This window comes from Pararhodobacter oceanensis (assembly GCF_003076755.1).
Classification (GTDB): domain Bacteria; phylum Pseudomonadota; class Alphaproteobacteria; order Rhodobacterales; family Rhodobacteraceae; genus Pararhodobacter; species Pararhodobacter oceanensis.
This window is the reverse complement of sequence record NZ_QDKM01000002.1, coordinates 347,278-373,758: the sequence shown is the minus strand read 5'-3', so window position 1 is coordinate 373,758 and position 26,481 is coordinate 347,278. Positions and strand designations below refer to the sequence as shown.

Genomic DNA, 26,481 nt, shown 5'->3' with positions numbered 1-26,481 from the left:
CCCGCAACCCTAAACTGCCGGTTCAATTCGGGAGTTTAAACATAGACTTAAGCCCGCCGAAAGGCGGGCTTGCCGTTTCACACCACAGGGCGGGTCAGACCAGAACACCCTCGGGCGAGATCGTGGTTTTACCGCCCAGCCAGGGGTGCAGCGCTTCGGGCAGGACCACCGAGCCGTCCGCCTGCTGGCCGTTCTCCAGCACCGCGATCAGGCAGCGCCCCACTGCCAGCCCCGAGCCGTTCAGTGTTGCCAGAAACTCCGGCTTGCCGCCGCCCTCGGGCCGGAACCGCCCGTTCATCCGCCGCGCCTGAAATGTCCCGCAGGTCGAGCAGCTGGAAATCTCGCGGAAGGTCTGCTGCCCCGGCACCCAAACCTCGATGTCATAGGTTTTCTGCGAGCCGAACCCCATATCGCCGGTGCATAAAACCACCGTCCGATAAGGCAATTCCAGCTTTTGCAGGATCGCCTCTGCGCAGCCGGTCATCCGCTCGTGTTCGGTAATCGCGTCTTCGGGCTTGCACAGGGTCACCATCTCGACCTTTTCGAACTGGTGCTGGCGCAGAATGCCGGTGGTGTCTTTCCCCGCCGAACCCGCCTCGGAGCGGAAGCAATGGGTATGCGCGGTCATCCGCACCGGCAGATCGGCGGCCTCCATGATCTCGCCCGCGGCGAAATTGGTCATGGTGACTTCCGAGGTCGGGATCAGCCACCAACCATTGGTGGTCTGATAGCTGTCCTCGGCGAATTTCGGCAGGTTGCCGGTGCCATACATCGCCTCATCCTTGACCAGAACCGGCGTCCAGCATTCGCTGAGCCCGTGTTCCGTCGTATGCGTATCAATCATGAATTGCGCCAGCGCCCTATGCACCCGCGCCACCGCGCCCTTTAGCACCATGAACCGGCTGCCCGAAAGCTTCGCTGCCAGTGCCAGATCCATCCCGGGTTTCACGCCTTTGATGTCGAAATGCTCCTTGGCCTCGAAATCCATCTCGCGCGGCGTGCCCCAGCGGCGCACCTCGACGTTGTCGCTCTCGTCCTTGCCCTCGGGCACTTCGGCCAGCGGCAGATTGGGAATTTCAGCCAGCATCGCGGTCAATCTGGCGTCTTCCTCGCCGGCCTCTGCATGCAATGCAGCGACTTCGGATTTCTTCTCGGCGACCAAAGCGCGCAGCCGCTGGAATTCCGCCTCATCGCCACGGGCTTTCGCGGCGCCGACGTCCTTGGAGGCGCGGTTCTGCTCGGCCTGCGCGGTTTCGGCGGCCAGAATTTTCGCCCGCCGCGCCTCGTCAAGCGCCAGCAATTGGGCGGCCAAGGGCGACAGGTGGCGACGCGCCAAAGCGGCGTCAAAAGCGTCTGGGTTCTCGCGGATGGCGCGGATATCGTGCATGATGGACCTCGAAAAATTGACCGCCCAGCTATGCACCATTGCGCCGCGCGGGGAAAGATGCCCCGAGGCGATGGTTGGGAAATTCAGCGCCGAGACGGGATTTCAGCGTTTGCACAGGGTTTCGGCCCCGCGCGCAATTTGATCCAAGCTAAAGCCCCGCGCCGCGCAATCTGCTAGGCTGCGCGTAACACCCCTCATGATTTTGCACCGGAAAGGGCACGAGATGGACCACTTCGACCGCATGCTCGCCAAAGCCGAACGCAACGGCGGCCTTGAAGACGACAGCTTTCATGACCCCGGCTATTTCGCACTGGCGCTCAGCGTGTTTTCCGGGCGCCAAGGCTGGGTCGCCTTTGTGCTGATGGCGGTGCAAATCGCCCTGTTTCTTGCCGCGATCTGGGCCGGATGGCGGTTTTACGCCGCCAGTGAGGTATTGGCCGCGGTGAAATACGGGATCAGCGCCGCGGTTCTGGCGCTGATGGCGCTGCAGATCAAACTGGCGCTGATGCCGGTGATGCAGGCCAACCGCATCCTTTTGGCGCTGCGCCAGATCGAGCGGCGCGGCTAAGCACCGCCCGCATCACCGCAGCTTTACGCCGCGGCCCTGCCCCCTCAGGGGCCGCGGCACCCCACGCCCCGCGCCAAACCGCTGCGCATCGCTTGCACAGCCCCGCCGAGGCGGCTAAACCGCACAGCGAGCCTGCCGGAGAAAACCATGTCCACGATTGACCTAGAAACCGCGCGCCGTGTGGCGAAACTCGCCCGTATCGCGGTGCCCGATGACAACCTGCCGCAATTGGCCGAGGAGCTTTCGGGCATCCTCAGCTTTATGGAGCAACTCAACGAGGTGGATATCGAGGGCATCGAACCGATGACCTCGGTCACGCCGATGCGCCTCAAACGCCGTCAGGACGGTGTCACCGATGGCGGCCAGCAGGCGAAAATCCTGTCCAATGCTCCTGATGCCCGCGAGGGCTTTTTCGCTGTGCCGAAGGTGGTGGAATGACCCTGAATTCGCTGACGATCGCCGCCGCCCGTGACGCAATGCGCAAGGGCGAGTTCACCGCTGTTGAGCTGACCGAAGCCTGTCTCGGCGCGATTGACGCCGCCGATGCGCTGAACGCTTTTGCCCATAAAACCCCCGAGATTGCGCTGGAGCGCGCCCGCGAGGCCGACGCCCGCCTAAAAGCCGGTGACGCACCGGATATGTGCGGCATCCCCTTGGGGATCAAGGATTTGTTCTGCACCGAAGGCGTCGCCACTCAAGCCGCCTCGAAGATCCTGCAAGGGTTCAAGCCGGAATACGAATCGACCGTGACCAGCCAGTTGCGGGCCTCCGGCGCGGTGATGCTGGGCAAGCTGAACATGGATGAATTCGCCATGGGCTCGTCCAATGAAACCGCCTGTTACGGCGATGTGGTCAACCCGTGGAAGGTTGACGACCGCAAGCTGACGCCCGGTGGCTCCTCGGGTGGCTCCGCTGCCGCTGTCGCCGCCGATCTTTGCCTTGGCGCCACCGGCACCGACACCGGCGGCTCGATCCGCCAGCCCGCCGCCTTTACCGGCATTGTCGGCATGAAACCGACCTACGGGCGTTGCTCACGCTGGGGCGTGGTCGCCTTTGCCTCCTCCTTGGATCAGGCCGGTCCAATGACCCGCACGGTGCGCGACGCGGCGATCATGCTGGGCGCGATGGCTGGCCATGACGCCAAGGATTCGACCAGCGCCGATCTGGCGGTGCCGGATTTCGAGGCCGCGCTGACCGGCGATATCAAGGGCCGCAAAATCGGCATTCCGCGCGAATACCGCATGGAGGGCACGCCCGAAGCGATCGAGAAACTCTGGGCCGAGGGCACCGAAATGCTGCGCGACGCGGGCGCCGAGATCGTCGATATCTCGCTGCCACATACCAAATACGCGCTGCCCGCCTATTACGTCATCGCCCCCGCCGAGGCCTCGTCGAATCTGGCGCGCTATGACGGGGTGCGCTATGGCCACCGCGCGACGCTGAACGCCGGCGACGGCATCACCGAGATGTATGAAAACACCCGCGCGCAGGGCTTCGGCCCCGAGGTTCAGCGGCGGGTGATGATCGGCACCTATGTGCTCTCGGCCGGGTTCTATGACGCCTATTACAACCGCGCCCGCAAGGTTCGCGCGCTGATCAAACGCGATTTTGACGAGGTGTTCGCCGCCGGTGTCGACGCGATCCTGACCCCCGCCACCCCCTCGCCCGCCTTTGGTCTGGGCGAAATGGCCGATGCCGATCCGGTGGAAATGTATCTCAACGACGTGTTTACTGTGACCGTGAACCTCGCCGGTCTGCCCGGAATTGCGGTGCCGACGGGGCTGGACAGCAAGGGTCTGCCCTTGGGTCTGCAACTGATTGGCAAGCCATGGGGTGAGGCCGATTTGCTCAATACGGCCTACGTTCTGGAAAACGCTGCAGGATTTGTTTCCAAACCGTCAAAATGGTGGTAATCTGCTCGAAAAACAAGAATATGAGCAGAGGCAGACATGCGCAAATCGGCACTCGCGGGTGCGCTGACCCTAGTCGGGTTGGCGGCCTGTTCGACGGGACCTGAGTCTCATTCCGCGATGACCACCGGCGTCGGCTTTGGCAATTACCAGCGGTATTTGCAAAGCCATGAGGCCGCGCGCAGGGCCTCCAGCACCCCCTATTCCGTGCCGCCCGAGATCGCGCCCCAAATCGCACGGGGCACGGCGATTGTGCCGCCCGCGGCGATGCCCGCCAGCGCGCCCTCGACGCTGGATGCGGTGCCGGTGCGCTATGCGGCGGCCCCCGCGCGTGCCCCTGCTCCGGCTCCGGTTCAGGCGCCCGCCCCCAGCGCGCCGCCCACCGCCTCACAGATCACCACGCAGCCCTTGGCCGCACCGATGCAAGCACCCCTGCGCACGGCCGCGCGCCCTGCACAAGCCGCCGAACCGCGCACTCAACTCGCCGCCGCCACACCGCAACCCGCCGCCAGCCCCGCCTCCGGCAGCGCGGTGCGCAGCGTGCAAGCGGGCGCCGGCTTCGGCACCACGCCTGCCTTTGACCCCGGTCCGGTGCAGCGCCCCGGCATCTCGGATGAGCAGGATTTCGACGCCGTCGCCTCGCGCGAAAGCATCGAGAGCGACCGCGAGCGCCTCGCCCAGCAGCGCGCGCAGTATCAGGTGATCGAGGTTTCCAGCGTGCCCGATCACTCGGTCGGCGGCCCCAATATTGTCGCTTATGCGCTGCGCACCCGGCACGCGCCGGGCACCACAGTGCACCGCCGGATCAACCCGCTGCGCTGGAGCCGCTGGGAGGACGCCTGCCTGCAATACCGCAATCAGGACGCCGCGCAGGAGGCTTTCCTCAGCAATGGCGGTCCCGAGCGTGACCCCGATCACCTCGATCCCGATGGCGACGGCTACGCCTGCTGGTGGGACCCGACGCCGCTGCGCGCAGCGATGGCCTCGCGCAACTGAGCTACATATGATCCACCATCCCTCGCCGAATTTCGGCCCCCGCCGCAATGGCGAGAGACCGGAACTTGTGGTGCTGCATTACACTGAAATGGCCAGCGCCGAAGCCGCGCGCGACCGGCTCTGCTGCGCGCAGGCCGAGGTTTCGGCGCATTACCTGATCGGGCGCGACGGCAGGCTCTGGCAGTTGGTCGATGAGACCCAGCGCGCTTGGCACGCCGGTGCGGGTGCTTGGCAGGGAAGCGGCGATGTGAACTCGCGCTCGATCGGCATTGAACTTGATAACGACGGCCAGAGCCCATTCTCCGCGCCCCTGATGCTGCGGCTCGAGGTGTTGCTGCGCCAGATTCTAACCCGCTGGAACATCCCCGCAGCGGGCGTGATCGCCCATTCCGATATGGCGCCCCTGCGCAAAATCGACCCCGGCCCGCGCTTCGACTGGCAGCGTTTGGCGCGCCAGAACCTCTCGATCTGGCCCGGCTCTAACGGCGACCCGAACGCCCCGCTCAGCGCCTCACTCGACATGATCGGCTACCCCGAGGCCGCGCCCGAAGCCCGGCTCAAAGCCTTCCGCCTGCGCTTTCGCCCTTCGGCCACCGGCCCCGAATGCGCCGCCGACCGCGCCAGCGCCGATGCTGTCGCCAAATTATGTCAGACGTTCGAAAACTGACACCATTGGCACCAATTCCCCCAGTTTCACCCCTTCAAATGTTGAAAAAGTGAAACCGCACCCCGTCATCTGTCAATAAATATCCCGGGGGGCCGCGCAGCGGTGGGGGCAGAGCCCCCTCTTTCCGCCCCCCCTCAAGCGCGCGAAAACAACCCGCGCAGCGCCCGTGCCGTCAGCGCGCTGACACTCGGCCGACGCCCCATGCGAAACGGCATGGGCCGGCAGATCTCCATCGCCGCCACCCCGACCCGCGCGGTCAGCGCGCCATTGACCACCCCTTCGCCAAAGCGGCGCGAGATTTTCGACATCACCCCGCCACCGGCCAGCGAGCCGATCACATCATCGCCCACCGCCACCAGACCGGTGGCCATCAGATGCAGCGCCACCGTGCGCAGCAACCGCCAGTTTCCAAAGCTCCCCGGCCGCCCGCCATAGAGCGTGGCGATGCGGCGGATCATCCGCAGGTTGGCGGCCAGCGCGGCGGCAACATCGGCAAAGGCCAAGGGGATCAGCGCCGTCGCCAGCGCCACCTGCCGCGCCGCCGCTTCGATCTCGGCCTCGACACGGGCATCAATCGGGATCAAGAGCGCCGCCTCGACGCCCTCAAGCGCGGCCTCGGCATCCAGCGCCTCGTCAGGGTCCGGCCCCTGCGCGCCGTAAAGCGCCGCCAGCGCCTGCGCCACCGCCCGCGCCTCGCCCAGATCGCCCTCCGCCAAAGCCGCCTCGGCCCGCGCGCGCAGCCTGTCCAGCCGCCGCAACCGGCGCAGCCCGATCACCTCGCGCAGCGCAAAGACCAGCAGCGTCAGCGCCAAGACCAGCGACATGGCCGCCGCCAGCCAGCCCAAGACCGGCATCCGCGCGATCAGATCGGCGGCGAAATCATAGGCCGCGACGCCCAGCACCAGCGTCAGCAAAGACGCCGCCGCGCCCCAGATCCAGCGCCCGACGCCGCCGCCCGCAGGCCGCGCCATATAACCCATCGCCGCCTGCATCGCCGCGCCCTCGGGGTCGGGGATTTCCGGCGCCGCCGCGATATCCGGCGCGGGTTCGTCCAATTCGATCATCACCGGCCCCGATGCGCCCGCTTTTCCTGCGTCCCGGCTCATAGCAACTGATCCCCCAGCAAAAACTCCGCCGCCGCATCCAGCCGCACATGCGGCAGCCCCTGCCCGGGCACGCGGCTTTGCACCGGCGGCGCGAATTGCATCACGCCGTAATCGCCCTGCAGCCAGCGTTCCGCCCCCTCGCGTGCCGGTGCCAGCAATCGCGACGGGTCCGCAGGCAAGGCACCGGCATCCACCGCCACCTGCCGCCCGTCGGGCAACACCCCGCGCACCAGATCCAATTCACGCCCCTGATACACGCGGCTTTCCTCGACCGTGGCGCGCAGCGCGGCCAATGAGATCGCCTTGGTTTCCGCACCCGAGAAATGCGCCCGGTCCCGCGCCTCGCGCAGCATCGCCTCGATCAGCGCGGTCAAATGCCCGTGCTGGCTGTGGTGCAGATGGTCGGCTTTGGTCGCCGCAAAGAGGATCTTCTCCACCCGTTTGCCGCGCAAGAGCGAGCTGAAAAACCCGTTCGCGCCGGGACGAAAAGCGCGCAGCACCTCGGCCATGGCGCGGCGTTGATCCTCCAGCGCTTCGGGCCCCTGATGCACCGCCTCCAGCACATCGACCAGCACCACCTGCCGGTCGAGCCGCGCGAAATGGGCCTCGAAAAACGGCCTGATCACCTTGGATTTATACCCGTCAAAGCGCCGCGCCATCTCGCGCCAGAGGCTGCCGCGCGCGCCCGTATCACCGGGCAGCGGCGCGAAGGTCAGCACCGGCGAGCCTGCCAGATCGCCGGGCAGCAAGAACCGCCCCGGCGTGCAATCCGACCATCCCGCCGCCCGCGCCTCGATCAGATAATCGGTGAAGCCGCGCGCCAGCTCCTGCGCCACCGCCTCGTCATGCTTCGCCTGCGCATCCACCGCTGCCACTTGCGCCAGATACCCCGCCGCCTGCGGGCGTTTGGGCAGCCGTGCCAGCACCTCCGCCGACCATTCGGCATAGGATTTGCCCATCAACCCGAGGTCCAAAATCCACTCGCCGGGGTAATCGACGATATCCACATGCAGCTTGCGCGGGCCGGTCAGCGCGCCGAACAGCCCCGAGGGCGCCAGCCGGAACGACAGCCGCAGCTCCGAGACCGCCCGCGTGCCCTCGGGCCAGCTTGGCGCCTCGGCGGTCAGCGCGGCGAGATGGCGCTCATAGTCAAAGCGCGGCAGCGTCATATCGGGCTGCGGCTGCAGGAACACGCCGCGAATCGCCCCCCTTTGCACCGCCTGCATGCGCTGCATGCGGCCCGGTTCCATCAGATTGTGCACCAATGCGGTGATGAACACGGTCTTGCCCGCGCGGCTCAACCCGGTGACGCCGACGCGCAGCACCGGCTCGAAAAACGCCTCCGAGACGGTATCGCCGACCGCTTCAAAGGATTGGGCGATGCGCCCGGTTATACTGCTGATCAACGCGCCTCTCCGGCTGGATTTACCCAAGAATAACCATGCCAGTGCGGGTTTTGAAGGGATAGCGCTTGCCGATCCCGCGCCAGCACGCATATTTGCGCCATGACCTATACACTTCTCTCGATTGGCCACGGCTTTAGCGGCCGCGCCACCCAAGCCGCCCTCGGCCCTGACTGGCAGATTCTGGGCACCTCGCGCACCAAAGGCGCCGCTGCGGTGCATTTTCCCGACGGACTTGCCGAAGCTTTGGCGCAGGCGACGCATCTGGTGTCATGGGTGCCGCCGAAAGCCGAGGGCGATCCGGTACTGCCGCTGATCGCCGACCTCCCCGCGCCCAATCTGCAGTGGATCGGCTATGCCTCGGCCAGCAGCCTCTATGGCGACACCGGCGGCGCCTGGATTGACGAGAGCGCGCCTGACGCGCCCTCGACCGACCGCGGGTTCCGGCGCGCGCAGGCCGAGGCCGATTGGATCGCCTATGCCGCCGCCCGCAGCCTGCCCTTGGCGCGGTTCCGCATTGCCGGCATCTACGGGCCCGGCCGCTCGGCCTTTGATGCGCTGCGCGAGGGGCGCGCCAAGCGGGTGATCAAAGAGGGGCAGGTGTTCAACCGCATCCATGTCGAGGATCTGGGCCGGATTACCGCCGCCGCCGCTGCGCGCAAATTGGACGGCTCGTTGATCCTTGCCGACCACGAGCCCGCGCCGCTGGCCGATGTCACCGCCTATGCGGCGCAGCTTCTCGGTGTCACCGCGCCCCCCGAAGTGGCCTTTGACGACGCCGGTCTCAGCCCCGTGGCGCGCAGTTTCTACGCCGAGAACAAACGCCTGCGCTCGTTCCGTCTCGGCCCCGAATTGGGCGTCACCCTGCAGCACCCCGACTACCGCCGCGGCCTGCAGGCGATCCTCGCCGCCCAGTAACCCGCGCTTTAACCCGCGCTTTACCACCGCCGCACAGGGCGCTATGCAGCCCCCATCATCTGTCCGTAAATATCCCGGGGGGAGTCGCGGAACGCGGCGGGGGGCTGGCCCCCCTTCCCCGCTCAGAAACTGGCCCGCCCTATGCCCCGCTACGCCTTTCGCATCGAATACCACGGCGCCCCGTTCAACGGCTGGCAGCGCCAGATCGGCCAGCCTTCGGTGCAGCAGGCAATCGAGGAGGCTCTGGCCAAGATCAACCCCGAAGAGCCGCGCATTGCCGCCGCCGGTCGCACCGACTCGGGCGTCCATGCCACCGGCCAGACCGCCCATGCCGATCTGGCGCGCAGATGGCAGCCCTTCCGGCTGATGGAGGCGCTCAATCATCATCTGCGGCCTTTGCCGGTGGCGATCACCGCCTGCGCCGAGGTGGATGAGGATTTCCACGCCCGCTTCAGCGCCCGTGAGCGGCGCTATACCTTCCGGCTGGTCGCCCGCCGCGCGCCCTTGGTGCATGAGGCGGGGCTGGTCTGGCAGGTGCGCAATCCGCTCGATCTGGCGGCGATGCAGGAAGGTGCGGCGCATCTGATCGGGCGGCATGATTTCACCAGCTTCCGCGCCAGCCTCTGTCAGGCGAAATCACCGGTGAAATCCATTGACGAGATCACCATCACCGAGCAGCCGGTCACCGGCGGCGCCGAGTTCCGCTTTCATCTGCGCGCGCGCTCGTTCCTGCACAATCAGGTGCGCTCGATTGTCGGCACGCTCGAGCGTGTCGGCGCTGGCGCATGGGCGCCCGCACAGGTGGCCGAAGCGCTGGCCGCCCGCGACCGCAGCGCCTGCGGGCCGGTCAGCCCGCCGCACGGGCTCTATCTGACCGGCGTCACCTATCCCGACGACCCGTTCGCCTGACGCCAACGCCCATACCAGCGCCGCGCCCTAAAACGCAAAACGCCCCCGACCCAAGGCCGGAGGCGTGATGTTAAGCGTCACTGCAGGCGTCAGACCTTGGCGACGCCCTGATTGTGCTTGCGCGCGACCAGCGTCTTCGCGGTTTCCACCGCCACCGCGGCATCGCGGCAATAGGCATCGGCACCGATCGCCTTGCCGAATTCCTCGTTCAGAGGCGCGCCGCCGACCATGATGATCACCTCTTCGCGGATGCCCTTTTCTTTGATCGTGTCGATCACCACTTTCATATAGGGCATGGTGGTGGTCAGCAGTGCCGACATCCCCAGAATATCCGCATCCTCGGTTTCCAGCGCCTCGAGATAGGCTTCGACCGGATTGTTGATCCCCAGATCGACGACCTCGAAACCCGCACCCTCCATCATCATGCCGACAAGGTTCTTGCCGATGTCATGGATGTCGCCCTTGACCGTGCCGATCACCATCTTGCCCATTCGCGGCGCGCCGGTCTCGGCGAGCAGCGGCTTGAGGATGAACATCCCGCCCTTCATCGCGTTGGCGGCCAGCAGCACTTCGGGCACAAACAGGATACCGTCGCGGAAGTCATGGCCGACAATCGTCATCCCCGCGACCAGCGCTTTGGTCAGCACGTCATAGGGCGCCCATCCGCGTTCGAGCAGGATATGCACCGCCTCTTCGATTTCCTCTTTCAGACCATCATAGAGGTCGTCCATCATCTGCTGGACAAGTTCCTCGTCATTCAGTTCCGACAGGATGATGTCTTCGTCCTCGGCCATGGCATATTCCCTGACTGCTAAAGCTGGTGTTGCATCTTGGATGCGGCAGATCCGCGTGACGCGGTATCTCAATCCCGACATGACCTAGGAGAAAGGCGACAGCAAGCCGTGGTTTGCGGTTTCGACTTGAAATATGTTCATTATCTGTTCTAGGTTTATTCATAATGCCTGATCGCAAGCCCCTTTCAACCCCGCTACCGCCGCAAGATCCGACCCGCGTAGCGCGCGGGCGCGGCACGCTGGCGCAGCCGGCGCCGCGGTTTGACCAAAAGCGTCGCGAATGGGAACATGACGGCTGGGAGATCGCCGAGGAGCCGCAGGCGGTGCAGCGCGAGGTCACCCTAGAGGCGCCGCGCAGCGTGATCGCCTGGAACCAGTCGCCGGATCTGGGCTTTGACCGCGCCGTCAACCCTTACCGCGGCTGCGAGCATGGTTGCATCTACTGCTACGCGCGGCCAACGCACGCCTATCTCGGCCTTTCGCCGGGGCTGGATTTCGAGACCCGTCTGGTCGCCCGCCCCGATGCCGCGCAGGTGCTGGCGGCTGAGTTGGGGCGTAAATCCTACCGCGTCGCGCCCTTGGCCTTGGGCTCGAACACCGACCCGTGGCAGCCGATCGAGGCACAGCACCGGATCACCCGCGGGCTGCTGGAGGTGTTGCGCGACTGGCGCCACCCTCTGACCATCACCACCCGCGGCGCGCTGATCGAGCGTGATCTCCATATCCTGTCCGAGATGGCGGCGCTGGGGCTGGTCGAGGTCGGGATCAGCCTGACCACGCTCGATGCCGGTCTGGCCCGCGCGATGGAGCCCCGCGCGCCCGCCCCGGCGCGGCGGCTGGCGATGATCTCGGCGCTAGCCGAGGCGGGGATACCGGTGCGGCTGATGATGGCGCCGGTGATCCCCGGGCTCACCGATCACGAGATCGAGCCGATCATGCAGGCCGCCCGCGAGGCCGGTGCGCAGGTCGCATGGTGGAGCCTCCTGCGCCTACCGCATGAGGTCAGCCCGCTGTTTCAGGACTGGCTCGAGGAGCATCGCCCCGGCCATGCTGCCAAGGTGATGGCACGGCTGCGCGAGATGCGCGACGGGCGGGATAATGACGGCGGCTTCCACAGCCGGTTTCGCGGTTCTGGCACAATGGCGGGGCTCTTGGACCAGCGCGTGCGACTGGCGCGCAAACGGCTGGGCTATGCCGAGGTGCTGCCGCCGCTGGACTGCGATCTGTTCCGCGCACCACCGAAAGCGGGCGATCAACTGTCATTATTCTAGGCTATGCCGCGAGTGATCAGCTTGGCGCATCGCCGGTTGCGGTGAAGCGGCCCTTTACGGCAACGTCCTGCACTCCATGCTGGGGCAATACCACGCCCCCGCAACGCAAAACCCCGCGCGGCACGAGGGCCGCGCGGGGTGTTTGGTCTTAGATCCGGCAGGTCTCGGCGCAGGGCAGAGACCTGCCGCAAGCCTTTAGCAAGGCGCGGTGTAATAGCCGCCGCGGCCATCGGCATAGGCGCATTCATTGTCGGTCGCATTGCGCGCCACCACAGCACCGGCAGCCGCGCCGCCCAGCGTCGCCAGAATCGTCCAGTTCGGGTTTGCACCCAGCGCATTGGCCAGCACCAAGCCACCTGCAGCACCGGCGGCGCCACCGGCAACGGTGCGTTCACCCGCGGTCATTCCAGCGCAGCCGGACAGTGCCAGAGTGCCGGCGGTTGCGGCGATAATAAGGGCTTTCATAAATTCCTCCTATGGATGGGTCTTAGGCAAACTCGCATGGGAAAACCGCCGAGGGTAGAAATGGTTCCATGCATCGGCGTGTTTTCGCTTGGCGAACCGCCGCCGGCCAGACAACCAGCGCTTGCAATCGCCGCGCGAGCTATGCCCCGCCGTAGGGTGTGTGCTTGGCACGCACCTCAACAGGACCGGCCGGACGCAAAGCGAAAAGGGCCGCGCCCGACCCTGGGTGGGCGCAGACGACTTTGCCACGAGGCGCAGTGCTGCAAAGCAGTGATGCGGGTTGTGCGGCTCAGCGCATCGCCAAGGCGCCCTCCCGGGGGGAGGGTCGGGCGCGGCCCGTGGTGCCCACGGGCGAAACAGAGGGGCCGGGATTACCTGTTGGGACAGGGACGGTGCGTGCCAAGCACACACCCTACGCGCCGCCTCAGTCCTCGAACAACTCGGTCTGCCCCTCGCTGCCGTCGATCTCGTCGTCATCGAGCCCCTGCTGCACCCCGGGCATGCCGCGGCTGTCCAAGAGACCGGCGTCGCGCAATTCCTTGACCCCGGGCAGGTCGCGCGGGCTTTCCAGCCCGAAGTGATCGAGAAACCCCTCGGTGACCATGAAGGTCAGCGGGCGCCCGGGGGTCATCCGGCGGCGGCCAAAACGGATCCAGTCAAGCTCCATCAACTGGTCAATGGTGCCGCGCGACAAGGACACGCCGCGGATTTCCTCAATCTCGGCGCGGGTGACCGGCTGGTGATAGGCGATGATCGCCAGGGTCTCGGTGGCGGCGCGGCTCAGACGCCGGGTCTCGACAATCTCGCTGTGCATCAGCCAGCCCAGATCCGGCGCCGTGCGCATCGCCCAGGCGTCGCCGACGCGGACCACCCGCACCCCGCGCCCCTGATAACGCGCGCGCAACAGCGCCAGCGCCTCGCCCACATCGCAGCCCTCGGGCAGGCGTTTGGCCAGCTCCGCGCTGCTCACCGGCTCGGCGGTGGCAAAGAGGATCGCCTCGATCATCCGCTCCTGCTCGGCCAGTGGCGGCACCGGAAACAGACCGGGTTCTGCGGCGCTGCGCTCAGCGGCTCCTTGCTCGCCTACACCCTGTTCGGGCGCAGCATCTCCAGCCCCGCCCCACGCGGGCGCATCTGCGGTCTCGTCGTCACTGCTCATAGCTGTCCCCCGCCGCCCTTGGGCGCCGCGCGCACGCGGATCGGCGCGAATGTGTCGTTTTGATTCAATTCCAGATGCCCCTGTTTGGCCAGTTCCAGCGAGGCGGCAAAGGTCGAGGCCAGCGCCGAGCGCCGCCGATTGCCGGTCTTGCGCCAGCCCGGCGGCAGGAACCCGGCCAGATCGGCCCAATCCGGCGTATGCCCGATGATCCCGCGCAGCCGTTCCAGCGCGGTTTCCAGCGGATACACATCGGTGCGGTCATAGGCATAGGGGCGGAATTCATCCTTGGTGCGAATGCGCGCATAGGCCTGCACCAGCTCCAGCAGCGTCGCGGTGTGCTGGGTGCGTTTCTTCACCGATGTCGCTTCGGGCATGCCGCGCTGGAAAATCTCGCGGCCCAAACGGTCGCGCCCCATCAGCCGCCCCGAGGCATCGCGCATCGCCTCCAGCCGCTCCAGCTGGAAGGCCAGATGCGAGGCCAGATCCTCGGCGCTCGGCCCCTCGTCGCTGGGATCGGGCGGCAGCAGCAGCCGCGATTTGAGGAAGGCCAGCCAAGCTGCCATCACCAGATAATCCGCCGCCAGCTCAATGCGCAATTTGCGCGCGGTCTCGACAAAACCGAGGTATTGCTCGGCCAATTGCAAGACCGAAATCCGCCGCAGATCAACCTTTTGGCGCCGCGACAGGGTCAGCAGCAGGTCCAAAGGCCCCTCATAGCCGTCAACATCGACGATCAGCGCCTCGTCTTCCAGCCGCAGCGCGATATCCTCGCGGCTGGACCCAACGCCAGTCGCAGCCCCCGCCGCAACAGGTGTCACGCCATTGGCGTCCTCGGCGGCGCTTGCCGCCGCCGCGGTGATCTCCGCCTCACTCATCGGTCAGGCCTCTGCGTTGCTCAGGGCGTCAAATTCGGCGGCGACGGCGGCAATGTCAATCTCGTCGGCGGTGACGCGCGCGGCCAGAGCCGCCTCCGCGCGGGTTCTCGCCGCCCCTTCCAGCGGGCCGGTCTGCCCGGCCACCTCTTCCATCTCGGCCATCTCGCCCGAGCAATGCAGGATCACATCGCAGCCCGCCGCCAGCGCCGCGCGGCTGCGCATCGCGATCGAGCCGTCCAGCGCGCCCATACCTATATCATCGGTCATCAGCAGGCCTTCAAACCCCAACCGGCGGCGCAGATAGTCGATCACCACCGGCGATTGGGTGGCGGGGGCGTCAGGATCGAGCGCCTCATAAACCACATGCGCGGTCATCCCCAAAGGCACGTCATAAAGCGCGCGCACCGGCACGAAATCCTGCAAGCCCAGCGTGTGCAAAGGCAGCGGGCAGCGCGGCAATTCCGCATGGCTGTCGGCATTGGCAGCACCATGGCCGGGCAGATGTTTGATCACCGGCAACACCCCGCCCGACAAAAGCCCCTTGGCGGCGGCACGGGCCAAAGCGGCGGTGCGGCGCGGGTCTTTCGACCAGATGCGTTGCTTGAGAAACGGATGCGTCAGCGGCCCCGCGACATCAACCACCGGCGCGCAATTGCCGTCCACGCCGACCGCGCGCAGCTCATGGGCCATCAATTGATGCCGCAGAAACACCGCCCGCTGCCCGCCCGATTGATCGGCGGCATTGGGCCAGTCGCGGGCCAAGGGCGGGCGCAGCCGCTGCACCGAGCCGCCCTCTTGATCCATGAATACCGGCGCGTCATAGCCGACCGCCGCGCGCAGATCATCGGTCAGGCGGCGCAAGGTATCGGCGTCATCAACATTGCGCTTGAACAGGATAAAGCCGAAGGGCTGCACATCGCGGAAAAACGCCGCCTCACTGCCGGTCAGGCTGGGGCCTCTACATCCGAAAATCGCGGCAGTCATCGGCGCGTCCTCAGCGGATCAAGACAGGGATACAATCGGCGTTCTCGGCCAGAAACACCGAGCAAAAGCGCCGCGCCTCGGGCTCATCGGTGAACCCATGGGCGCGCAGCCGGAAGAAGGTGCGCCCGCCCGCCGAAGCGGCCTCGACGATGCGCCCGCGCCCTTCAAGATAGGCCGGAAACCGCGTGGTCAACGTGTCCCAAGCGGCGCGCGCCTCGGCGTCGCTGTCATAGGCGCCCAGTTGCACCAACCGCGTGCCCGCCGGCAGGGTCTCGGGGTCGATATCCACCGCTTGCGCGGGGCCCAGACGGGTGACGAGTTCTTGCAACAGCGCCTCGGCCTGCGCATCGGTGCCGCCAACAGCTGCACCAGCGCCACCCGCAGCACCCGAGGGCGGCGGAGTTGTGGCCTGCGGAAGCGAGGCGGCGGCGAATTGGATACGGCCACCGGGGCGCGCACGCGGCACCGGCGAGCGCGAGACGCCGGGACGATCCGCAGAAATCACCGCAAGCTGGGTCGCCGCGCTTGGCGCGGGTGCGACCGGCGAAACCGCCGGCTCTTGCGCGCGCGGCGCGGTGTCCTCGGCGCGCACCGCGGGCGGGGCGCTGATCGGCTGTTGTTGTCCGGCGACCAAAGCGGCAACGGCGCGGTCTTCCTCACTGAGTTCCAAGGGCGGCGGTGCCAGCGCAATGGTCCGCGCAGCCTCGGCCGCGCCGCCTTCGGCGGCGACGTTATTCACCGCCAGCCCCTGATAGGCTGCTTGGCGACCACCGGGGTCTTCGGGCGAGATGCGCAAGGGTCCGGCCAGCGCGCGGATCACCGGCACACCGGCGACATCGCGCACCATCAGGCGGTAAGACCAGATGCCGACCCCGCCGATCAGCGCAATCGACAGCGCCGCACCGACCAGATTGACCAGACGGCCCACCCGTCGCGGCGGCTGCGGCTGCGGATAGCCCCCCGGCCCCGCGTTATGCGGATAGCCAGCCCCATAGCCAGCACCGGCACCGCCCCCCTGCGCATAGCCGGGTTGCGGCGCGTAGCCATAGGAATGCCCCGACTGCTGCGGGGCGTGATACGCCTCGTAGTACGATTGTGCCATGCTCGCCTCACACTCGCCTGCCGGGTTCGCCCGGTCTTGGCTTTGCATACTCGTTCCCCATCCGGGCGTTACCGGATGCAAACCTGACGCGGGCGCTGGCCTGTACTCAGCGCATTTCCTCGACAGGAGTCACGCCTAGGATAGCAAGACCTGCGGAAATAACAACGCCCACAGACCGCGCGAGGGCAATTTTGCCACGCATAATCGCTTGGTCATCCTGCAAAAAGCGCAACTCGACCGCGTCATTGCCCAGATTCCAATGGCCGTGCAGATCGGCGGCCAGTTCCATCAGGTAACCGGCGACGCGGTGCGGCTCATGGGCGCGGGCGGCGATTTCCACCTGCCGCGGCCAATCCGCCATCTTGCGGATCAGCGCCAGTTCCGCCGGATGCGACAGATCCGAGAGTGCGGCACCGGCCAATGAGGCGTCGGCGGTATCCAGCCCCTGCGCCTCGGCCTTGCGCAGCACCGAGTTGATGCGCGCATAGGCGTATTGCACATACCAGACCGGATTGTCGCGCGACTGCTCGAGCACCTTATCGACGTCGAAATCCAAGGGCGCGTCGTTCTTGCGGGTCAGCATCACAAAGCGGGTGACATCGGGGCCGACCATCTCGACCACATCCTTCAGCGTCACGAAAGTGCCAGCGCGTTTCGACATTTTCAACGGCTCGCCACCGCGCTGCAGTTTCACCAGTTGCACCAGCTTGACGTCCAGCGGCACACGGCCAGACGAGAGCGCCGAAACCGCCGCTTTCATCCGCTTGACATAGCCGCCGTGATCGGCGCCGAAAATGTCGATCAGCAGGTCAAACCCGCGCTGCACCTTGTCATAGTGATAGGCGATATCGGGGGCGAAATAGGTCCATGAGCCGTCGGATTTCATCACCGGCCGATCCACATCATCACCATGCGCGGTCGAGCGGAACAGCGTCTGCTCGCGCGGTTCCCAATCCTCGGGCTTGCGGCCTTTCGGCGGCTCCAGCACGCCCTCATAGATCAGATCCATGTCACGCAGGGTCGCCAGCGCCTCTTCGATCTTGCCGGTGCCATAGAGCGCTTTTTCCGAGGAATAGATATCCATCTCAACGCCCAGCGCCGCCAGATCCTCGCGGATCATCGCCATCATCGCATCGGTGGCATAGCTGCGGAACAGCGGCAGCCAGTCACCCTCGGGCTTGCCGAGGAACTTGTCGCCATGCTCGGCTTTCAGCGCCTCGCCGACCGGCTTGAGATAATCACCGGGATACAGCCCGTCGGCGATCTCGGGGCTGAGCCCATGCGCCTCGCGGTAGCGTTCATAGACCGAGCGCGCCAGCACATCGACCTGCCCGCCGCCGTCATTGATGTAATATTCGCGGGTCACATCCCAACCGGCGAAATCCAGCAGGGAGGCCAGCGCATCGCCCACCACCGCGCCGCGGGTATGGCCGACATGCATCGGGCCGGTGGGGTTGGCGCTGACGAATTCGACGTTGACCTTGCGCCCCTGCCCGACATTGGCACGGCCATAATCCTTGCCCGCGCGCAACACCGTGGCGATCACCTGCTGCCAGACCACCGGATCAAGCCGCAGGTTCAAAAACCCGGGACCGGCAACCTCGGCGGCGGTGATCCGCGGATCAGCGGTCAGCCGCGCGGCCAGCGCCTCGGCGATATCGCGCGGCTTCATCTTGGCAGGCTTGGCCAGCACCATCGCGGCATTGGTCGCCATATCGCCATGGGTCGCATCGCGCGGCGGCTCGACGGTGACGTTGTTCATCTCCAGATCGGCGGGCAGCACGCCCTCGGCCTGCAATGCGGCGAGGCAATCAAGCACCAGCGTGCGGATATCGGTAAACAGGTTCATTTCTCGTGTCCTTTGTTGCCCCTGCACTAAGCGCGGCAGGCGCCAAGGTCAATTGTCGCGCGCGGTTCCACCGGTGTTCGGGCCCGTTTTTGAGCCGGTATTAGAGCCCGTAGCAGAGGGCGCATCCTCTTCAGCCTCGGCCTTGAGCACCTCCGCCTGCTCGCTATCGGCAACGACATTCCCCTCGCGCTCGGCCAGCTCTTTCTCGGCCAGTTCCTTGTCATTATCCTCTTTATCGACGACCTCCTTGGCCAGCGCGATGATCCTTGTGCCCTTGGCGGCTTTCTCCAAGGGCTTGCCGCCGGTGAATTTCAACGTGCCATCGGGCGGCAGGATCGCCAGCACCATGGCATCAGGGCGCGCCGCCTGCCAATCCGCCAGCGTGTATTCTTCGGTCAACCGCGTGACCCGCACCTTATGCCCCTCGATCATCCGCTGGTCGATCGCATCATAGGTCAGATCCCCCGCCAACCGCCGCCCGCCAAGGCTGACCGGCAGCGCGCGGCGTTTGCTGTCTTCATGATCGCGGCTCAATTGCAACACGCTTTCGCGGCCGAATTCAGGCGCCAGATCGGTGGCCACCAGAGTGTTATGCGAGTCGTTATCGGTGACCGCCAGAATCGTGCCGAAACCGACCAGTTCCACCGAACGCTCGGCCGCCTCGGACAAGATATCACCATAGAAAATATCAATCCCCTCGCTGCGCGCGCGGCGCAAGCGGCGGATGTTGATATCGGTGATCAGGACCGGCACGCCCAGCTTTTCCAAGGCCTGCGCCAGCGCCACGCTGAACCGCGAGCCGCCGACCAGCAGCACGCCGGGCGTCTCGGCGGCGATCAATCCCAAGGCGCGCGCCAAAGGCTTGGTGCCAAACCCGTGCACCACCACGGTGACCGCGACCAAGAGAAACGCCAAGGCGCCGACCTGCGCGCCATCCGCGATGCCCACGGCCACCAGACGCTCGCCAAACAACCCCGCGACCGCGACCAGCACCACGCCGCGCGGGCCGGTGAAGGCGACAAACAATCGCTCACGCCACGGCACCCCGCTGAACGCCAGCGACATGAGCACCGTGAGGGGCCGCGCGACCAGCACCACCAGCGCCACGAAGAGCGCCGCGCGCCAGTCCAGCGCCAAGACCTGCTCCACATCCAGCCCCGCCGCCAAGAGGATGAACACGCCGGACACCAAGAGCACCGTCGCGTGCTCCTTGAACCGGCGCAGCTCGACAAAACTGGGCAGTTTTGCGTTGGCAATCACCAGCCCCATCACCGTCACCGCCAGAAGCCCGCTCTCGTGCAGATAGCCGTTGGGCAGCGCGAAAACCGCCAGAACGGTGACAAAGAGCACCGGCACTTTCATATATTCCGGCACCAAGGCGCGGCGGAATATCCAGGCAATCGCCAGCCCCGCGATCAAGCCCAGCGCCAGCGCCAACAAGATGCCCAGGACCATATGCCAGGCGGTGCTTTCCGCCGTCGCGGGGGCGGTGTTTAGGACCACGACCACCTCAAAGGCCAGCACCGCCGCCAGCGCGCCGATCGGGTCGTTAACAATCGCCTCCCATTGCAGCAGCGCCGCCGGACGCCGCGCCAGCCGCGCTTGCCGCAGGATCGGCGCGATCACTGTCGGGCCGGTGACAATCATCACCCCGCCGAACACCGAGGCCGTCGCCCAGCTCAGCCCCGCGCCGTAATGCAGCGCCAAAGCCGAGGTCAGCCAGCCCAAGGGCGCGCCGACCAGCACCAAGCGTTTCACGCCCTTCGCCGCATCGCGCAACCCGTGCAGGTTCAGCGTCATCCCGCCTTCAAACAGGATGATCGCCACCGCCACCGAGATCAGCGGGCCGGTCAATGCGCCCAGATCACGCGCGGGATCAAAAACCCCCAGCACCGGCCCCACGATCAGCCCCGCCCCTAGCATCAGCACAATCGCCGGCAGGTTCAGCCGGAACGCCAGCCACTGCGCGCCAACGCCGAGAACGCCGACCAGCGCAATCGCTTCGACGGGGGTTAGACCTGATAGGGTGCCTGCGGCCATGCTTGGCTTCCTTCGATGAGACGGGCGTGTTCTTGCAATGCGAATCGGTCGGTCATACCGGCAACGTAATCCGCCACGATCCGCGCCAGTTCGGTATCTGAGGCAGCTAACGCAACGTCACCGCGCCATTCCTCGGGCAGATGCTCGGGGGCTTTCATGAACAAGGTTACCAGATCATGCACCACCTGCGTCACCTCGGCGCGCATCGCCACCACCGAAGGCGCGCGGTACATGCGGGTGAACAGGAAATGCCGGATCACTTTCAACTCACGAAACAGCTTGTCGGAAAAGCGGATAATGGTGGTGCCCAGATGGCGGATCGCATCGGCATCCTTGGGCTGCGCGGCCTGCAACCGGTGCTCGGCGACGGCAATCACATCCTCGACCATCACCCCGAACACCCGCCGCAGCGCCTCATGGCGGCGGCGCATTTTATCCAGCCCCGGATACATCGCATCGACGGCGGCAAAGGCGGGGCCGGTGATCGGCAATTCCATCAGATCATCTTCGTCAAACAGACCCGAGCGCAGCCCGTCGTGCAGATCATGGTGGTTATAGGCCACATCATCGGCAATCGCCGCCACCTGCGCCTCGGCGCTGGCATGGGTGTGCAGCCACAGATCATGCTGCGCGTTATACTCGGCCAGCGCCATCGGCAGCGGCGGTTTCAGCACCTTGCCCTCGGCATCCAAAATCGGGCCGTTATGCTTGGCGATGCCCTCCAGCGTCTCCCAACTCAGGTTGAGCCCGTCGAAATCCGCGTAATGGCGTTCCAGCTTGGTGACAATCCGCAGCGCCTGCGCGTTATGGTCAAAGCCGCCGTAGGGCTGCATCAGCTCCGCCAGCGCATCCTCGCCGGTATGGCCAAAGGGCGTGTGCCCCAGATCATGCGCCAGCGCGATTGCCTCGGCGAGATCGGTGTTCAGCCCCAGCGCGCCGGCTAGCGTCCGCGCCACCTGCGCCACCTCGATCGAATGGGTCAGGCGGGTGCGGTAATAATCGCCCTCATGCTCGATAAACACCTGCGTTTTATGCTTGAGCCTGCGAAACGCCGAGGAATGGATGATCCGGTCGCGGTCGCGCTGGAATGGCGAGCGGAAGGTCGAGATCACTTCCGGATACAGCCGTCCGCGGCTGGCTCTGGGGTCGGCGGCGAAAGGAACGGTTGCAGTCATGGTGAAAAGGCCCACAGTCTAACAGAGTGAATTTGAGGGCCGGTGCGCTTGTCGCACCGTGTTCCCCCGCTTATATCTGGCTCAGACCTTAAGGAAACCAATGATCTGCCATGAATCTTCCACCTAAAATTACCGACCGCGCCTTTGAACGCCTTGCTGAAATTGCCGAATCCGCCGGCGAGCCGCAAGTTTTGCGTGTGGCTGTCTTGGGCGGCGGGTGCTCGGGGTTCTCCTATGAGATAACCCTTGACGCCAAGGCCGAGGATGATCTGGTGCTCGAGGGCAAGGGGCAAGCGGTGGTCGTCGATCCTGTCTCGCTGCCGTTTCTGGCCAATTCGGTGATTGATTTCACCGAAGAGCTGATCGGCGCGCGCTTCACCATCGAGAACCCCAACGCCGCCTCAAGCTGCGGCTGCGGCACCAGTTTCTCGATGTAAATCTTTGGGATCACAGGTGTTTCCGCGCGGAGAGGGTTTCGCCCCGCGCGGTATATGCTGTTGATCCGGTCTATGGTTTTGGCCCGGACGCGGCCTCACTGCACCGCCAGCACCGCCGAGGCCGGTGTCACCACCACGCCCCGCGCCGACGCCTGTGCAAAGTTGCGCAAAGCCTCCAGCGTGTCAGGATTGCCCGCCGAACCGACAATCAAAATGCCCGCGCTGCGCTGCGCCTCGAACCCCGCACGGTCGATCATCCGGCGGATGCGAATCGCGCTCTGCCCCGCGCCATCGACCCTGCGATACACCGAGGCCGTCGCCAGCCCCGCCGCCTGCGCCGCCTGCCCGAAAGCGTCAAGATTGCTGCGCAGGGCGATCACCCCATAGCCTTCGGGCGCCAGCATCAGCGCCAGATCACGCGCGATCAGGCGACGGCTGGCAATCCCGCCCTCGGCGACATCAATCAGCGCCACCACCTGCGGGAAGTCACGCATCCAGACCTGCAGGGTGACCTCGATATCCGCCGGCGTCGCGCCCTCGGGGATGCCCTGCGCCAACAGCGCGATCTCATGCCCTGCGGCACGGTATGCTGCAGCGCGGCGTGGGCCGTCCGGATCGGCGGGGTCCATCGCCAGCGTCACCGGCAGCGGCAGCGCGGTCAACGCCGCCTCGGCCATGGGGTCCTCGATCAGCACCACGCCCAGGGCATTGGCGCCGGGGGCAAGGGAGACCTCGGCGGCATAGCGTTGATAGGCGGGTAAATCCGTGGTTTCAGAAGGGGTTATCGCGTCGGCAGCCTCGGTGGCCTGCGCATCTGCGGCATCCGCCAGATCGGACTCTGTGCTGCGGCCAATACTTGGCAACCGCCCGATCCGCACACCCGCGGTCGGCGCCTCGGCGCCCGCTGATCCCGCAACTGATCCCCCTGCCGTTCCCCCCGACAACCCCCGCCGCACCGCAACATCCGCCGAGCCCCCGGGCATCCGCCGCACCTGCGGCATTGGCGGGGTTTCCAGCGCGGATTCAACTGGCGGCTCAACCGTGGGGTCAAGTGACGGCTCAAGCGGCTGCACCGCCTCGTCGGGCAAAGCCTGCACCGGCGCCCCCTCCCCCGCGGCTTGCGGTTCATCCCCAGCGGCAGACCCGGCAACCACAGTTTCAGCAGCTCCAACGGTATCCTGCTCTACCGCATCCGCCCCGCTTGGCAACGCCTCGATCACCGCCGCATCCTGAGGCTCCGCGACCTCCGTATCGGCGGCGTCCCCTTCTGCCGCACCCGTCTCAACAGGCAACGCCTCCACAACCGGCGCATCTCCCGTGTCTGACGCATCGGCCTCTGGCGCTTCAATCTCAACCGGCAGCGCCCCGGTCACCGCCCCATCGAGGCTCTCGACCGCATGTCCCTCAGACTCTGCGACCGGCGCAACGCCCGCATCGGACCCTGCCGCTTCCATCTCAACAGGCAACGTCTCGGTCACCGCCCCATCAAGGCTCTCGACCGCCCCCTCCTCAGCCTCCGCAACCGGCGCAACGCCCGCATCAACCTCTGCCGCATCCGGCTCGACTGGCAACGCCTCGGTCACCGCCGCATCAAGGCTCTCGACCGCCTCGCCCTCAAGCTCAGCAACTTGCGCAACGCCCCTGTCTTCCTCTGCCAATTCCGGCGCGATCAGCGGGTCGCTCTCCTCCTCGCCCGTGGCTCCAACCGCCATGTTTTCACCCTCGGGCGGGGTCTCACCTTCGGCCACCTCTGGCAATGCGGGGGCCAACTCAACCGGCGGCTCTGTGACGTCTACCTGCGCGGGCATCTCGGGCGGGTCGGGCAATTCCGCCGCCACCGCCGCGTGCTCTCCAGCGCCGACCGCCGCCAGTTCATCGCCAGCTTCAACCTCAAGCGCACTGCGTGCCGCTGGGCTGTCTTGCCCCGGTGCTTCCGTCACGCTGGCGGCGTCTTCGCTGGCCATCACCTCTTCCAGCGCCTCGACCATGGCAGTCTCTGCACGCTCGGTGGAAGGCGCCGCCTCGTCAGCGTCCTCGGTCACATCCGCAGCGCCCCCGGCATCCGATACTTCTGCGTTTTCAACGGTTTGCGCCTGCGACTCCCCGCCGCCCTCACCCGCCTCCGGCGCCTCGGCGTCCGCCCCCAAAGGCGCCTCCGGCTGAGGTACAGCCAAAGCCGCTCCCGTCTCGGCAGCCCCCTCGGCCTCCGCGCCCATTACCTCGCTCTCGCTGGTTTCGGCCCCCTCAGAAGCATCCTCCGGCGCGACAATCTCTGCAGTGGCGTCCGTTTCGCCCCCCACCTCGGCGTCAATATCCTCACCGGTCATCGCGTCCGGCGCAGCCTCAGCCAAGCCTTCGGGAGCGGCCTCCATCGCAGCCTCAGGCGCAGCTTCGCCCGCGTCTTCCGGCGCCTCCGTTGGCTCGGGCTCGCCCTCGGCGACCGCCTCTTCACCCGCAGCCCCATCGACCTGCGCGCCCAGAGGCCCCGCGTCATCCTCAAGCTGTCCGGGCACCGGAAACACCAGCGTCAATACCGCCAGCCCCAGCACAAAACTGACCGCGCCGACCAATACACCTTTGATAAAACCGCCCATCTCGCCTCTCATGTTCCTGACCGGAATCTTAGCCGCCAGTATAGCCAATCCGGCGCCCCATGACACCCCCGGATGCCCCGCAAATCCACGCCAAACGCACCCGCAAGGGCACGGTCGCGGGTTGACCCCGCCCCTTGCCCGGTTGCATGTAGGGGCTCAAATCCCTCGCGCCGGATCGCCCCATGCTGCTCTTGATCGATAATTACGACAGTTTCACCTATAACCTCGTGCATTACCTCGGGGAATTGGGCGCCGAAGTGGTGGTCAAACGCAATGACGCGCTGACTGCGCAAGAGGCGCTGGCGATGAAACCGGCGGGAATTGTGCTCAGCCCCGGACCCTGCGATCCCGATCAGGCGGGCATCTGCCTTGATCTGGTGCAGGCCTGCGCCGAGACCCGCCTGCCGCTGTTGGGCGTCTGTCTGGGCCATCAGAGCATCGGGCAGGCGTTTGGCGGCAAAGTGGTGCGCGCCGATGAGATCGTTCATGGTAAATTGGGCCGCATTAACCACGAAGGCGCGGGCGTTTTCGCCGGTCTGCCCTCGCCACTGGAGGCCACGCGCTATCATTCGCTGATGGTCGAGCGCGCCTCGCTGCCCGACTGTCTTGAGGTCAGCGCCTGGCTAGACGACGATATGATCATGGGCCTGCGGCACAAGAGCCTGCCCATCGAAGGGGTGCAATTCCACCCCGAAAGCATCGCCTCGCAACATGGCCATGCGATGCTGAAAACCTTTCTCGATCAGCTTGGAGTGCCGGCATGAACGATATGAAAAGCCTGATTGCCAGCGCCGTTGACCGCCCGCTGACCCGCGCCGAGGCCGAGGACGCCTTCGGCATCCTGTTTGCCGGCAATGCAACACCGGCGCAGATGGGCGGGTTCTTGATGACCCTGCGCACCCGCGGCGAGGTGGTCGATGAATATGCCGCCGCCGCCGCGGTGATGCGCGCGCGCTGCGTCAAGGTGCGTGCCCCCGCTGGCGCGATCGACGTGGTCGGCACCGGCGGCGACGGCAAGGGCACGCTGAATATCTCGACCACGACGGCCTTTGTCGTCGCGGGCGCGGGCGTGCCGGTGGCGAAACACGGCAACCGCAACCTGTCATCGAAATCCGGCGCGGCGGATGCTTTGGGCGCGCTGGGGATCGAGGTGATGGTCACTGCCGATAAGGTGCAAAAGGCGCTGGCCGAGGCCGGCATCTGCTTCATGATGGCGCCGATGCATCATCCGGCGATGCGCCATGTCGGGCCGGTGCGCGCCGAATTGGGCACCCGCACGATCTTTAACATCCTTGGCCCGCTGACCAATCCGGCGGGGGTGACGCGGCAATTGACCGGCGCCTTCACGCCCGAATTGATCCGCCCGATGGCCGAGGTGCTGCTGGCGCTGGGGTCGGAAAAAGCCTGGCTGGTGCATGGTGGCGACGGCACTGATGAGCTGTCGATTGCCGCGCCCTCGCAGGTGGTCGCACTCGAAAACGGCGCGCTGCGCGAGTTCGAGGTGCATCCCGAGGACGCCGGTCTGCCGGTCTATCCGTTCGAGGATCTTCTGGGCGGTGATCCCTCAGAGAATGCCGCCGAGATGGCCGCAGTTCTGGCCGGTGCGGGCCGCCCAGCCTACCGCGATGCGGTGCTGTTCAACACCGCCGCGGCGCTGATCGTGGCCGGACGTGTGGAGGATCTGAAGGCGGGCGTCGAGATGGCGCGGGTCTCGCTCGAGTCCGGTGCCGCCGCCGAGAAGGTGGCGACACTGGCGCGGATCCTGCCGGTGGAGTGAGCTTGCGGATTGATGGTTTTTCAACGTCCCAGACCGCTTTCGGGCGCTGATACTGCCGAAAATATCACTTATTCAACATTTACAGGCTTTCCCTC

24 protein-coding genes are annotated in these 26,481 nt (G+C 66.0%); 11 read left to right on the top strand and 13 right to left on the bottom strand.

What is annotated here, in order from left to right:
- Positions 1-94: 94 nt before the first annotated feature.
- Positions 95-1,387 (bottom strand): serine--tRNA ligase, encoded by a 1,293-nt coding sequence (gene serS / locus DDE20_RS06155; protein WP_116557584.1) that lies wholly within the window; start codon positions 1,385-1,387, stop codon positions 95-97.
- A 223-nt stretch (positions 1,388-1,610) separates the two neighbouring features.
- Here serS and DDE20_RS19115 point away from each other — a divergent pair, with 223 nt between their 5' ends.
- The 5 genes from DDE20_RS19115 to DDE20_RS06130 all read left to right on the top strand — a co-directional run bounded on the left by DDE20_RS19115 (position 1,611) and on the right by DDE20_RS06130 (position 5,528).
- Complete coding sequence (locus tag DDE20_RS19115) at positions 1,611-1,955, top strand: DUF6768 family protein (protein WP_205961625.1); 345 nt, start codon at positions 1,611-1,613, stop codon at positions 1,953-1,955.
- 147 nt (positions 1,956-2,102) lie between these two features.
- Positions 2,103-2,393 carry an Asp-tRNA(Asn)/Glu-tRNA(Gln) amidotransferase subunit GatC gene (gene gatC, locus DDE20_RS06145; RefSeq protein WP_116557583.1) on the top strand — a complete coding sequence of 97 codons (291 nt, stop codon included), beginning with the start codon at positions 2,103-2,105 and terminating at the stop codon, positions 2,391-2,393.
- A complete protein-coding gene (gatA, locus tag DDE20_RS06140; protein WP_116557582.1) occupies positions 2,390-3,868 on the top strand; it encodes an Asp-tRNA(Asn)/Glu-tRNA(Gln) amidotransferase subunit GatA in 1,479 nt (492 codons plus the stop codon). The genes gatC and gatA overlap by 4 nt, the downstream gene beginning before the upstream one ends.
- 36 nt (positions 3,869-3,904) lie before the next feature.
- Complete coding sequence (locus DDE20_RS06135) at positions 3,905-4,861, top strand: hypothetical protein (RefSeq protein WP_133240322.1); 957 nt, start codon at positions 3,905-3,907, stop codon at positions 4,859-4,861.
- A gap of 7 nt (positions 4,862-4,868) precedes the next feature.
- On the top strand, positions 4,869-5,528 hold the full coding sequence (locus DDE20_RS06130; RefSeq protein WP_240607864.1) for an N-acetylmuramoyl-L-alanine amidase: 660 nt from the start codon (positions 4,869-4,871) through the stop codon (positions 5,526-5,528).
- A 134-nt stretch (positions 5,529-5,662) separates the two neighbouring features.
- On the opposite strand, the gene DDE20_RS06125 is transcribed toward DDE20_RS06130, so the two are convergent.
- A complete protein-coding gene (locus tag DDE20_RS06125; RefSeq protein WP_116557579.1) occupies positions 5,663-6,634 on the bottom strand; it encodes a TIGR01620 family protein in 972 nt (323 codons plus the stop codon).
- Positions 6,631-8,040 (bottom strand): YcjX family GTP-binding protein, encoded by a 1,410-nt coding sequence (locus DDE20_RS06120; protein WP_240607863.1) that lies wholly within the window; start codon positions 8,038-8,040, stop codon positions 6,631-6,633. Before DDE20_RS06120 ends, DDE20_RS06125 begins: the two co-directional genes overlap by 4 nt.
- Positions 8,041-8,139: 99 nt before the next feature.
- On the opposite strand from DDE20_RS06120, the gene DDE20_RS06115 reads away from it, so the two are divergent.
- Positions 8,140-8,955, top strand: coding sequence for a Rossmann-fold NAD(P)-binding domain-containing protein (locus DDE20_RS06115; protein WP_116557577.1), 816 nt, complete (start codon positions 8,140-8,142; stop codon positions 8,953-8,955).
- Between the two features lie 141 nt (positions 8,956-9,096).
- Complete coding sequence (gene truA, locus DDE20_RS06110) at positions 9,097-9,864, top strand: tRNA pseudouridine(38-40) synthase TruA (RefSeq protein WP_116557576.1); 768 nt, start codon at positions 9,097-9,099, stop codon at positions 9,862-9,864.
- Positions 9,865-9,953: 89 nt separating this feature from the next.
- Here the strand turns inward: truA and DDE20_RS06105 are convergent, their stop codons facing one another.
- Positions 9,954-10,658: a corrinoid protein gene (locus tag DDE20_RS06105; RefSeq protein ID WP_116557575.1), complete on the bottom strand. Its 705-nt coding sequence runs from the start codon at positions 10,656-10,658 to the stop codon at positions 9,954-9,956.
- Positions 10,659-10,822: 164 nt separating this feature from the next.
- Between DDE20_RS06105 and DDE20_RS06100 the strand changes: the two genes are divergently transcribed.
- Positions 10,823-11,929, top strand: a complete 1,107-nt coding sequence (locus DDE20_RS06100; RefSeq protein WP_116557574.1) for a PA0069 family radical SAM protein — start codon at positions 10,823-10,825, stop codon at positions 11,927-11,929.
- 195 nt (positions 11,930-12,124) lie between these two features.
- Here DDE20_RS06100 and DDE20_RS06095 read toward each other — a convergent pair whose 3' ends face one another.
- From DDE20_RS06095 to DDE20_RS06060, 8 genes are all read right to left on the bottom strand, one after another.
- Positions 12,125-12,394, bottom strand: coding sequence for a glycine zipper 2TM domain-containing protein (locus DDE20_RS06095; protein ID WP_116557573.1), 270 nt, complete (start codon positions 12,392-12,394; stop codon positions 12,125-12,127).
- Positions 12,395-12,818: 424 nt separating this feature from the next.
- Positions 12,819-13,400: an SMC-Scp complex subunit ScpB gene (gene scpB / locus DDE20_RS06090; RefSeq protein WP_240607893.1), complete on the bottom strand. Its 582-nt coding sequence runs from the start codon at positions 13,398-13,400 to the stop codon at positions 12,819-12,821.
- A gap of 149 nt (positions 13,401-13,549) precedes the next feature.
- Positions 13,550-14,428, bottom strand: coding sequence for a segregation and condensation protein A (locus DDE20_RS06085; RefSeq protein ID WP_116557571.1), 879 nt, complete (start codon positions 14,426-14,428; stop codon positions 13,550-13,552).
- A 3-nt stretch (positions 14,429-14,431) separates the two neighbouring features.
- A complete protein-coding gene (locus DDE20_RS06080) occupies positions 14,432-15,412 on the bottom strand; it encodes a glycoside hydrolase family 3 N-terminal domain-containing protein (protein WP_116557570.1) in 981 nt (326 codons plus the stop codon).
- 10 nt (positions 15,413-15,422) lie between these two features.
- Positions 15,423-16,514, bottom strand: coding sequence for an SPOR domain-containing protein (locus tag DDE20_RS06075; protein WP_116557569.1), 1,092 nt, complete (start codon positions 16,512-16,514; stop codon positions 15,423-15,425).
- 106 nt (positions 16,515-16,620) lie between these two features.
- Complete coding sequence (argS, locus tag DDE20_RS06070; RefSeq protein ID WP_116557568.1) at positions 16,621-18,363, bottom strand: arginine--tRNA ligase; 1,743 nt, start codon at positions 18,361-18,363, stop codon at positions 16,621-16,623.
- A 48-nt stretch (positions 18,364-18,411) separates the two neighbouring features.
- On the bottom strand, positions 18,412-20,403 hold the full coding sequence (locus tag DDE20_RS06065; RefSeq protein WP_116557567.1) for a cation:proton antiporter: 1,992 nt from the start codon (positions 20,401-20,403) through the stop codon (positions 18,412-18,414).
- Positions 20,376-21,578, bottom strand: a complete 1,203-nt coding sequence (locus DDE20_RS06060) for a deoxyguanosinetriphosphate triphosphohydrolase (RefSeq protein WP_116557868.1) — start codon at positions 21,576-21,578, stop codon at positions 20,376-20,378. Before DDE20_RS06060 ends, DDE20_RS06065 begins: the two co-directional genes overlap by 28 nt.
- Positions 21,579-21,688: 110 nt before the next feature.
- On the opposite strand from DDE20_RS06060, the gene DDE20_RS06055 reads away from it, so the two are divergent.
- Positions 21,689-22,015 (top strand): HesB/IscA family protein, encoded by a 327-nt coding sequence (locus DDE20_RS06055; protein WP_116557566.1) that lies wholly within the window; start codon positions 21,689-21,691, stop codon positions 22,013-22,015.
- A 95-nt stretch (positions 22,016-22,110) separates the two neighbouring features.
- Here DDE20_RS06055 and DDE20_RS06050 read toward each other — a convergent pair whose 3' ends face one another.
- On the bottom strand, positions 22,111-24,609 hold the full coding sequence (locus DDE20_RS06050) for a divergent polysaccharide deacetylase family protein (RefSeq protein ID WP_116557565.1): 2,499 nt from the start codon (positions 24,607-24,609) through the stop codon (positions 22,111-22,113).
- A gap of 182 nt (positions 24,610-24,791) precedes the next feature.
- Here DDE20_RS06050 and DDE20_RS06045 point away from each other — a divergent pair, with 182 nt between their 5' ends.
- Positions 24,792-25,373: an anthranilate synthase component II gene (locus tag DDE20_RS06045; protein ID WP_116557564.1), complete on the top strand. Its 582-nt coding sequence runs from the start codon at positions 24,792-24,794 to the stop codon at positions 25,371-25,373.
- Positions 25,370-26,386 carry an anthranilate phosphoribosyltransferase gene (gene trpD / locus DDE20_RS06040; RefSeq protein ID WP_116557563.1) on the top strand — a complete coding sequence of 339 codons (1,017 nt, stop codon included), beginning with the start codon at positions 25,370-25,372 and terminating at the stop codon, positions 26,384-26,386. The genes DDE20_RS06045 and trpD overlap by 4 nt, the downstream gene beginning before the upstream one ends.
- The last annotated feature ends 95 nt before the right edge of the window (positions 26,387-26,481 follow it).

Coding starts and splice junctions, on each gene's coding strand:
- serS (WP_116557584.1), bottom strand. CDS start 1,387: ATGCACGATATCCGCGCCATCCGCGAGAACCCAGACGCTTTTGACGCC.
- DDE20_RS19115 (WP_205961625.1), top strand. CDS start 1,611: ATGGACCACTTCGACCGCATGCTCGCCAAAGCCGAACGCAACGGCGGC.
- gatC (WP_116557583.1), top strand. CDS start 2,103: ATGTCCACGATTGACCTAGAAACCGCGCGCCGTGTGGCGAAACTCGCC.
- gatA (WP_116557582.1), top strand. CDS start 2,390: ATGACCCTGAATTCGCTGACGATCGCCGCCGCCCGTGACGCAATGCGC.
- DDE20_RS06135 (WP_133240322.1), top strand. CDS start 3,905: ATGCGCAAATCGGCACTCGCGGGTGCGCTGACCCTAGTCGGGTTGGCG.
- DDE20_RS06130 (WP_240607864.1), top strand. CDS start 4,869: ATGATCCACCATCCCTCGCCGAATTTCGGCCCCCGCCGCAATGGCGAG.
- DDE20_RS06125 (WP_116557579.1), bottom strand. CDS start 6,634: ATGAGCCGGGACGCAGGAAAAGCGGGCGCATCGGGGCCGGTGATGATC.
- DDE20_RS06115 (WP_116557577.1), top strand. CDS start 8,140: ATGACCTATACACTTCTCTCGATTGGCCACGGCTTTAGCGGCCGCGCC.
- truA (WP_116557576.1), top strand. CDS start 9,097: ATGCCCCGCTACGCCTTTCGCATCGAATACCACGGCGCCCCGTTCAAC.
- DDE20_RS06105 (WP_116557575.1), bottom strand. CDS start 10,658: ATGGCCGAGGACGAAGACATCATCCTGTCGGAACTGAATGACGAGGAA.
- DDE20_RS06100 (WP_116557574.1), top strand. CDS start 10,823: ATGCCTGATCGCAAGCCCCTTTCAACCCCGCTACCGCCGCAAGATCCG.
- DDE20_RS06095 (WP_116557573.1), bottom strand. CDS start 12,394: ATGAAAGCCCTTATTATCGCCGCAACCGCCGGCACTCTGGCACTGTCC.
- scpB (WP_240607893.1), bottom strand. CDS start 13,400: ATGATCGAGGCGATCCTCTTTGCCACCGCCGAGCCGGTGAGCAGCGCG.
- DDE20_RS06085 (WP_116557571.1), bottom strand. CDS start 14,428: ATGAGTGAGGCGGAGATCACCGCGGCGGCGGCAAGCGCCGCCGAGGAC.
- DDE20_RS06080 (WP_116557570.1), bottom strand. CDS start 15,412: ATGACTGCCGCGATTTTCGGATGTAGAGGCCCCAGCCTGACCGGCAGT.
- DDE20_RS06075 (WP_116557569.1), bottom strand. CDS start 16,514: ATGGCACAATCGTACTACGAGGCGTATCACGCCCCGCAGCAGTCGGGG.
- argS (WP_116557568.1), bottom strand. CDS start 18,363: ATGAACCTGTTTACCGATATCCGCACGCTGGTGCTTGATTGCCTCGCC.
- DDE20_RS06065 (WP_116557567.1), bottom strand. CDS start 20,403: ATGGCCGCAGGCACCCTATCAGGTCTAACCCCCGTCGAAGCGATTGCG.
- DDE20_RS06060 (WP_116557868.1), bottom strand. CDS start 21,578: ATGACTGCAACCGTTCCTTTCGCCGCCGACCCCAGAGCCAGCCGCGGA.
- DDE20_RS06055 (WP_116557566.1), top strand. CDS start 21,689: ATGAATCTTCCACCTAAAATTACCGACCGCGCCTTTGAACGCCTTGCT.
- DDE20_RS06050 (WP_116557565.1), bottom strand. CDS start 24,609: ATGGGCGGTTTTATCAAAGGTGTATTGGTCGGCGCGGTCAGTTTTGTG.
- DDE20_RS06045 (WP_116557564.1), top strand. CDS start 24,792: ATGCTGCTCTTGATCGATAATTACGACAGTTTCACCTATAACCTCGTG.
- trpD (WP_116557563.1), top strand. CDS start 25,370: ATGAACGATATGAAAAGCCTGATTGCCAGCGCCGTTGACCGCCCGCTG.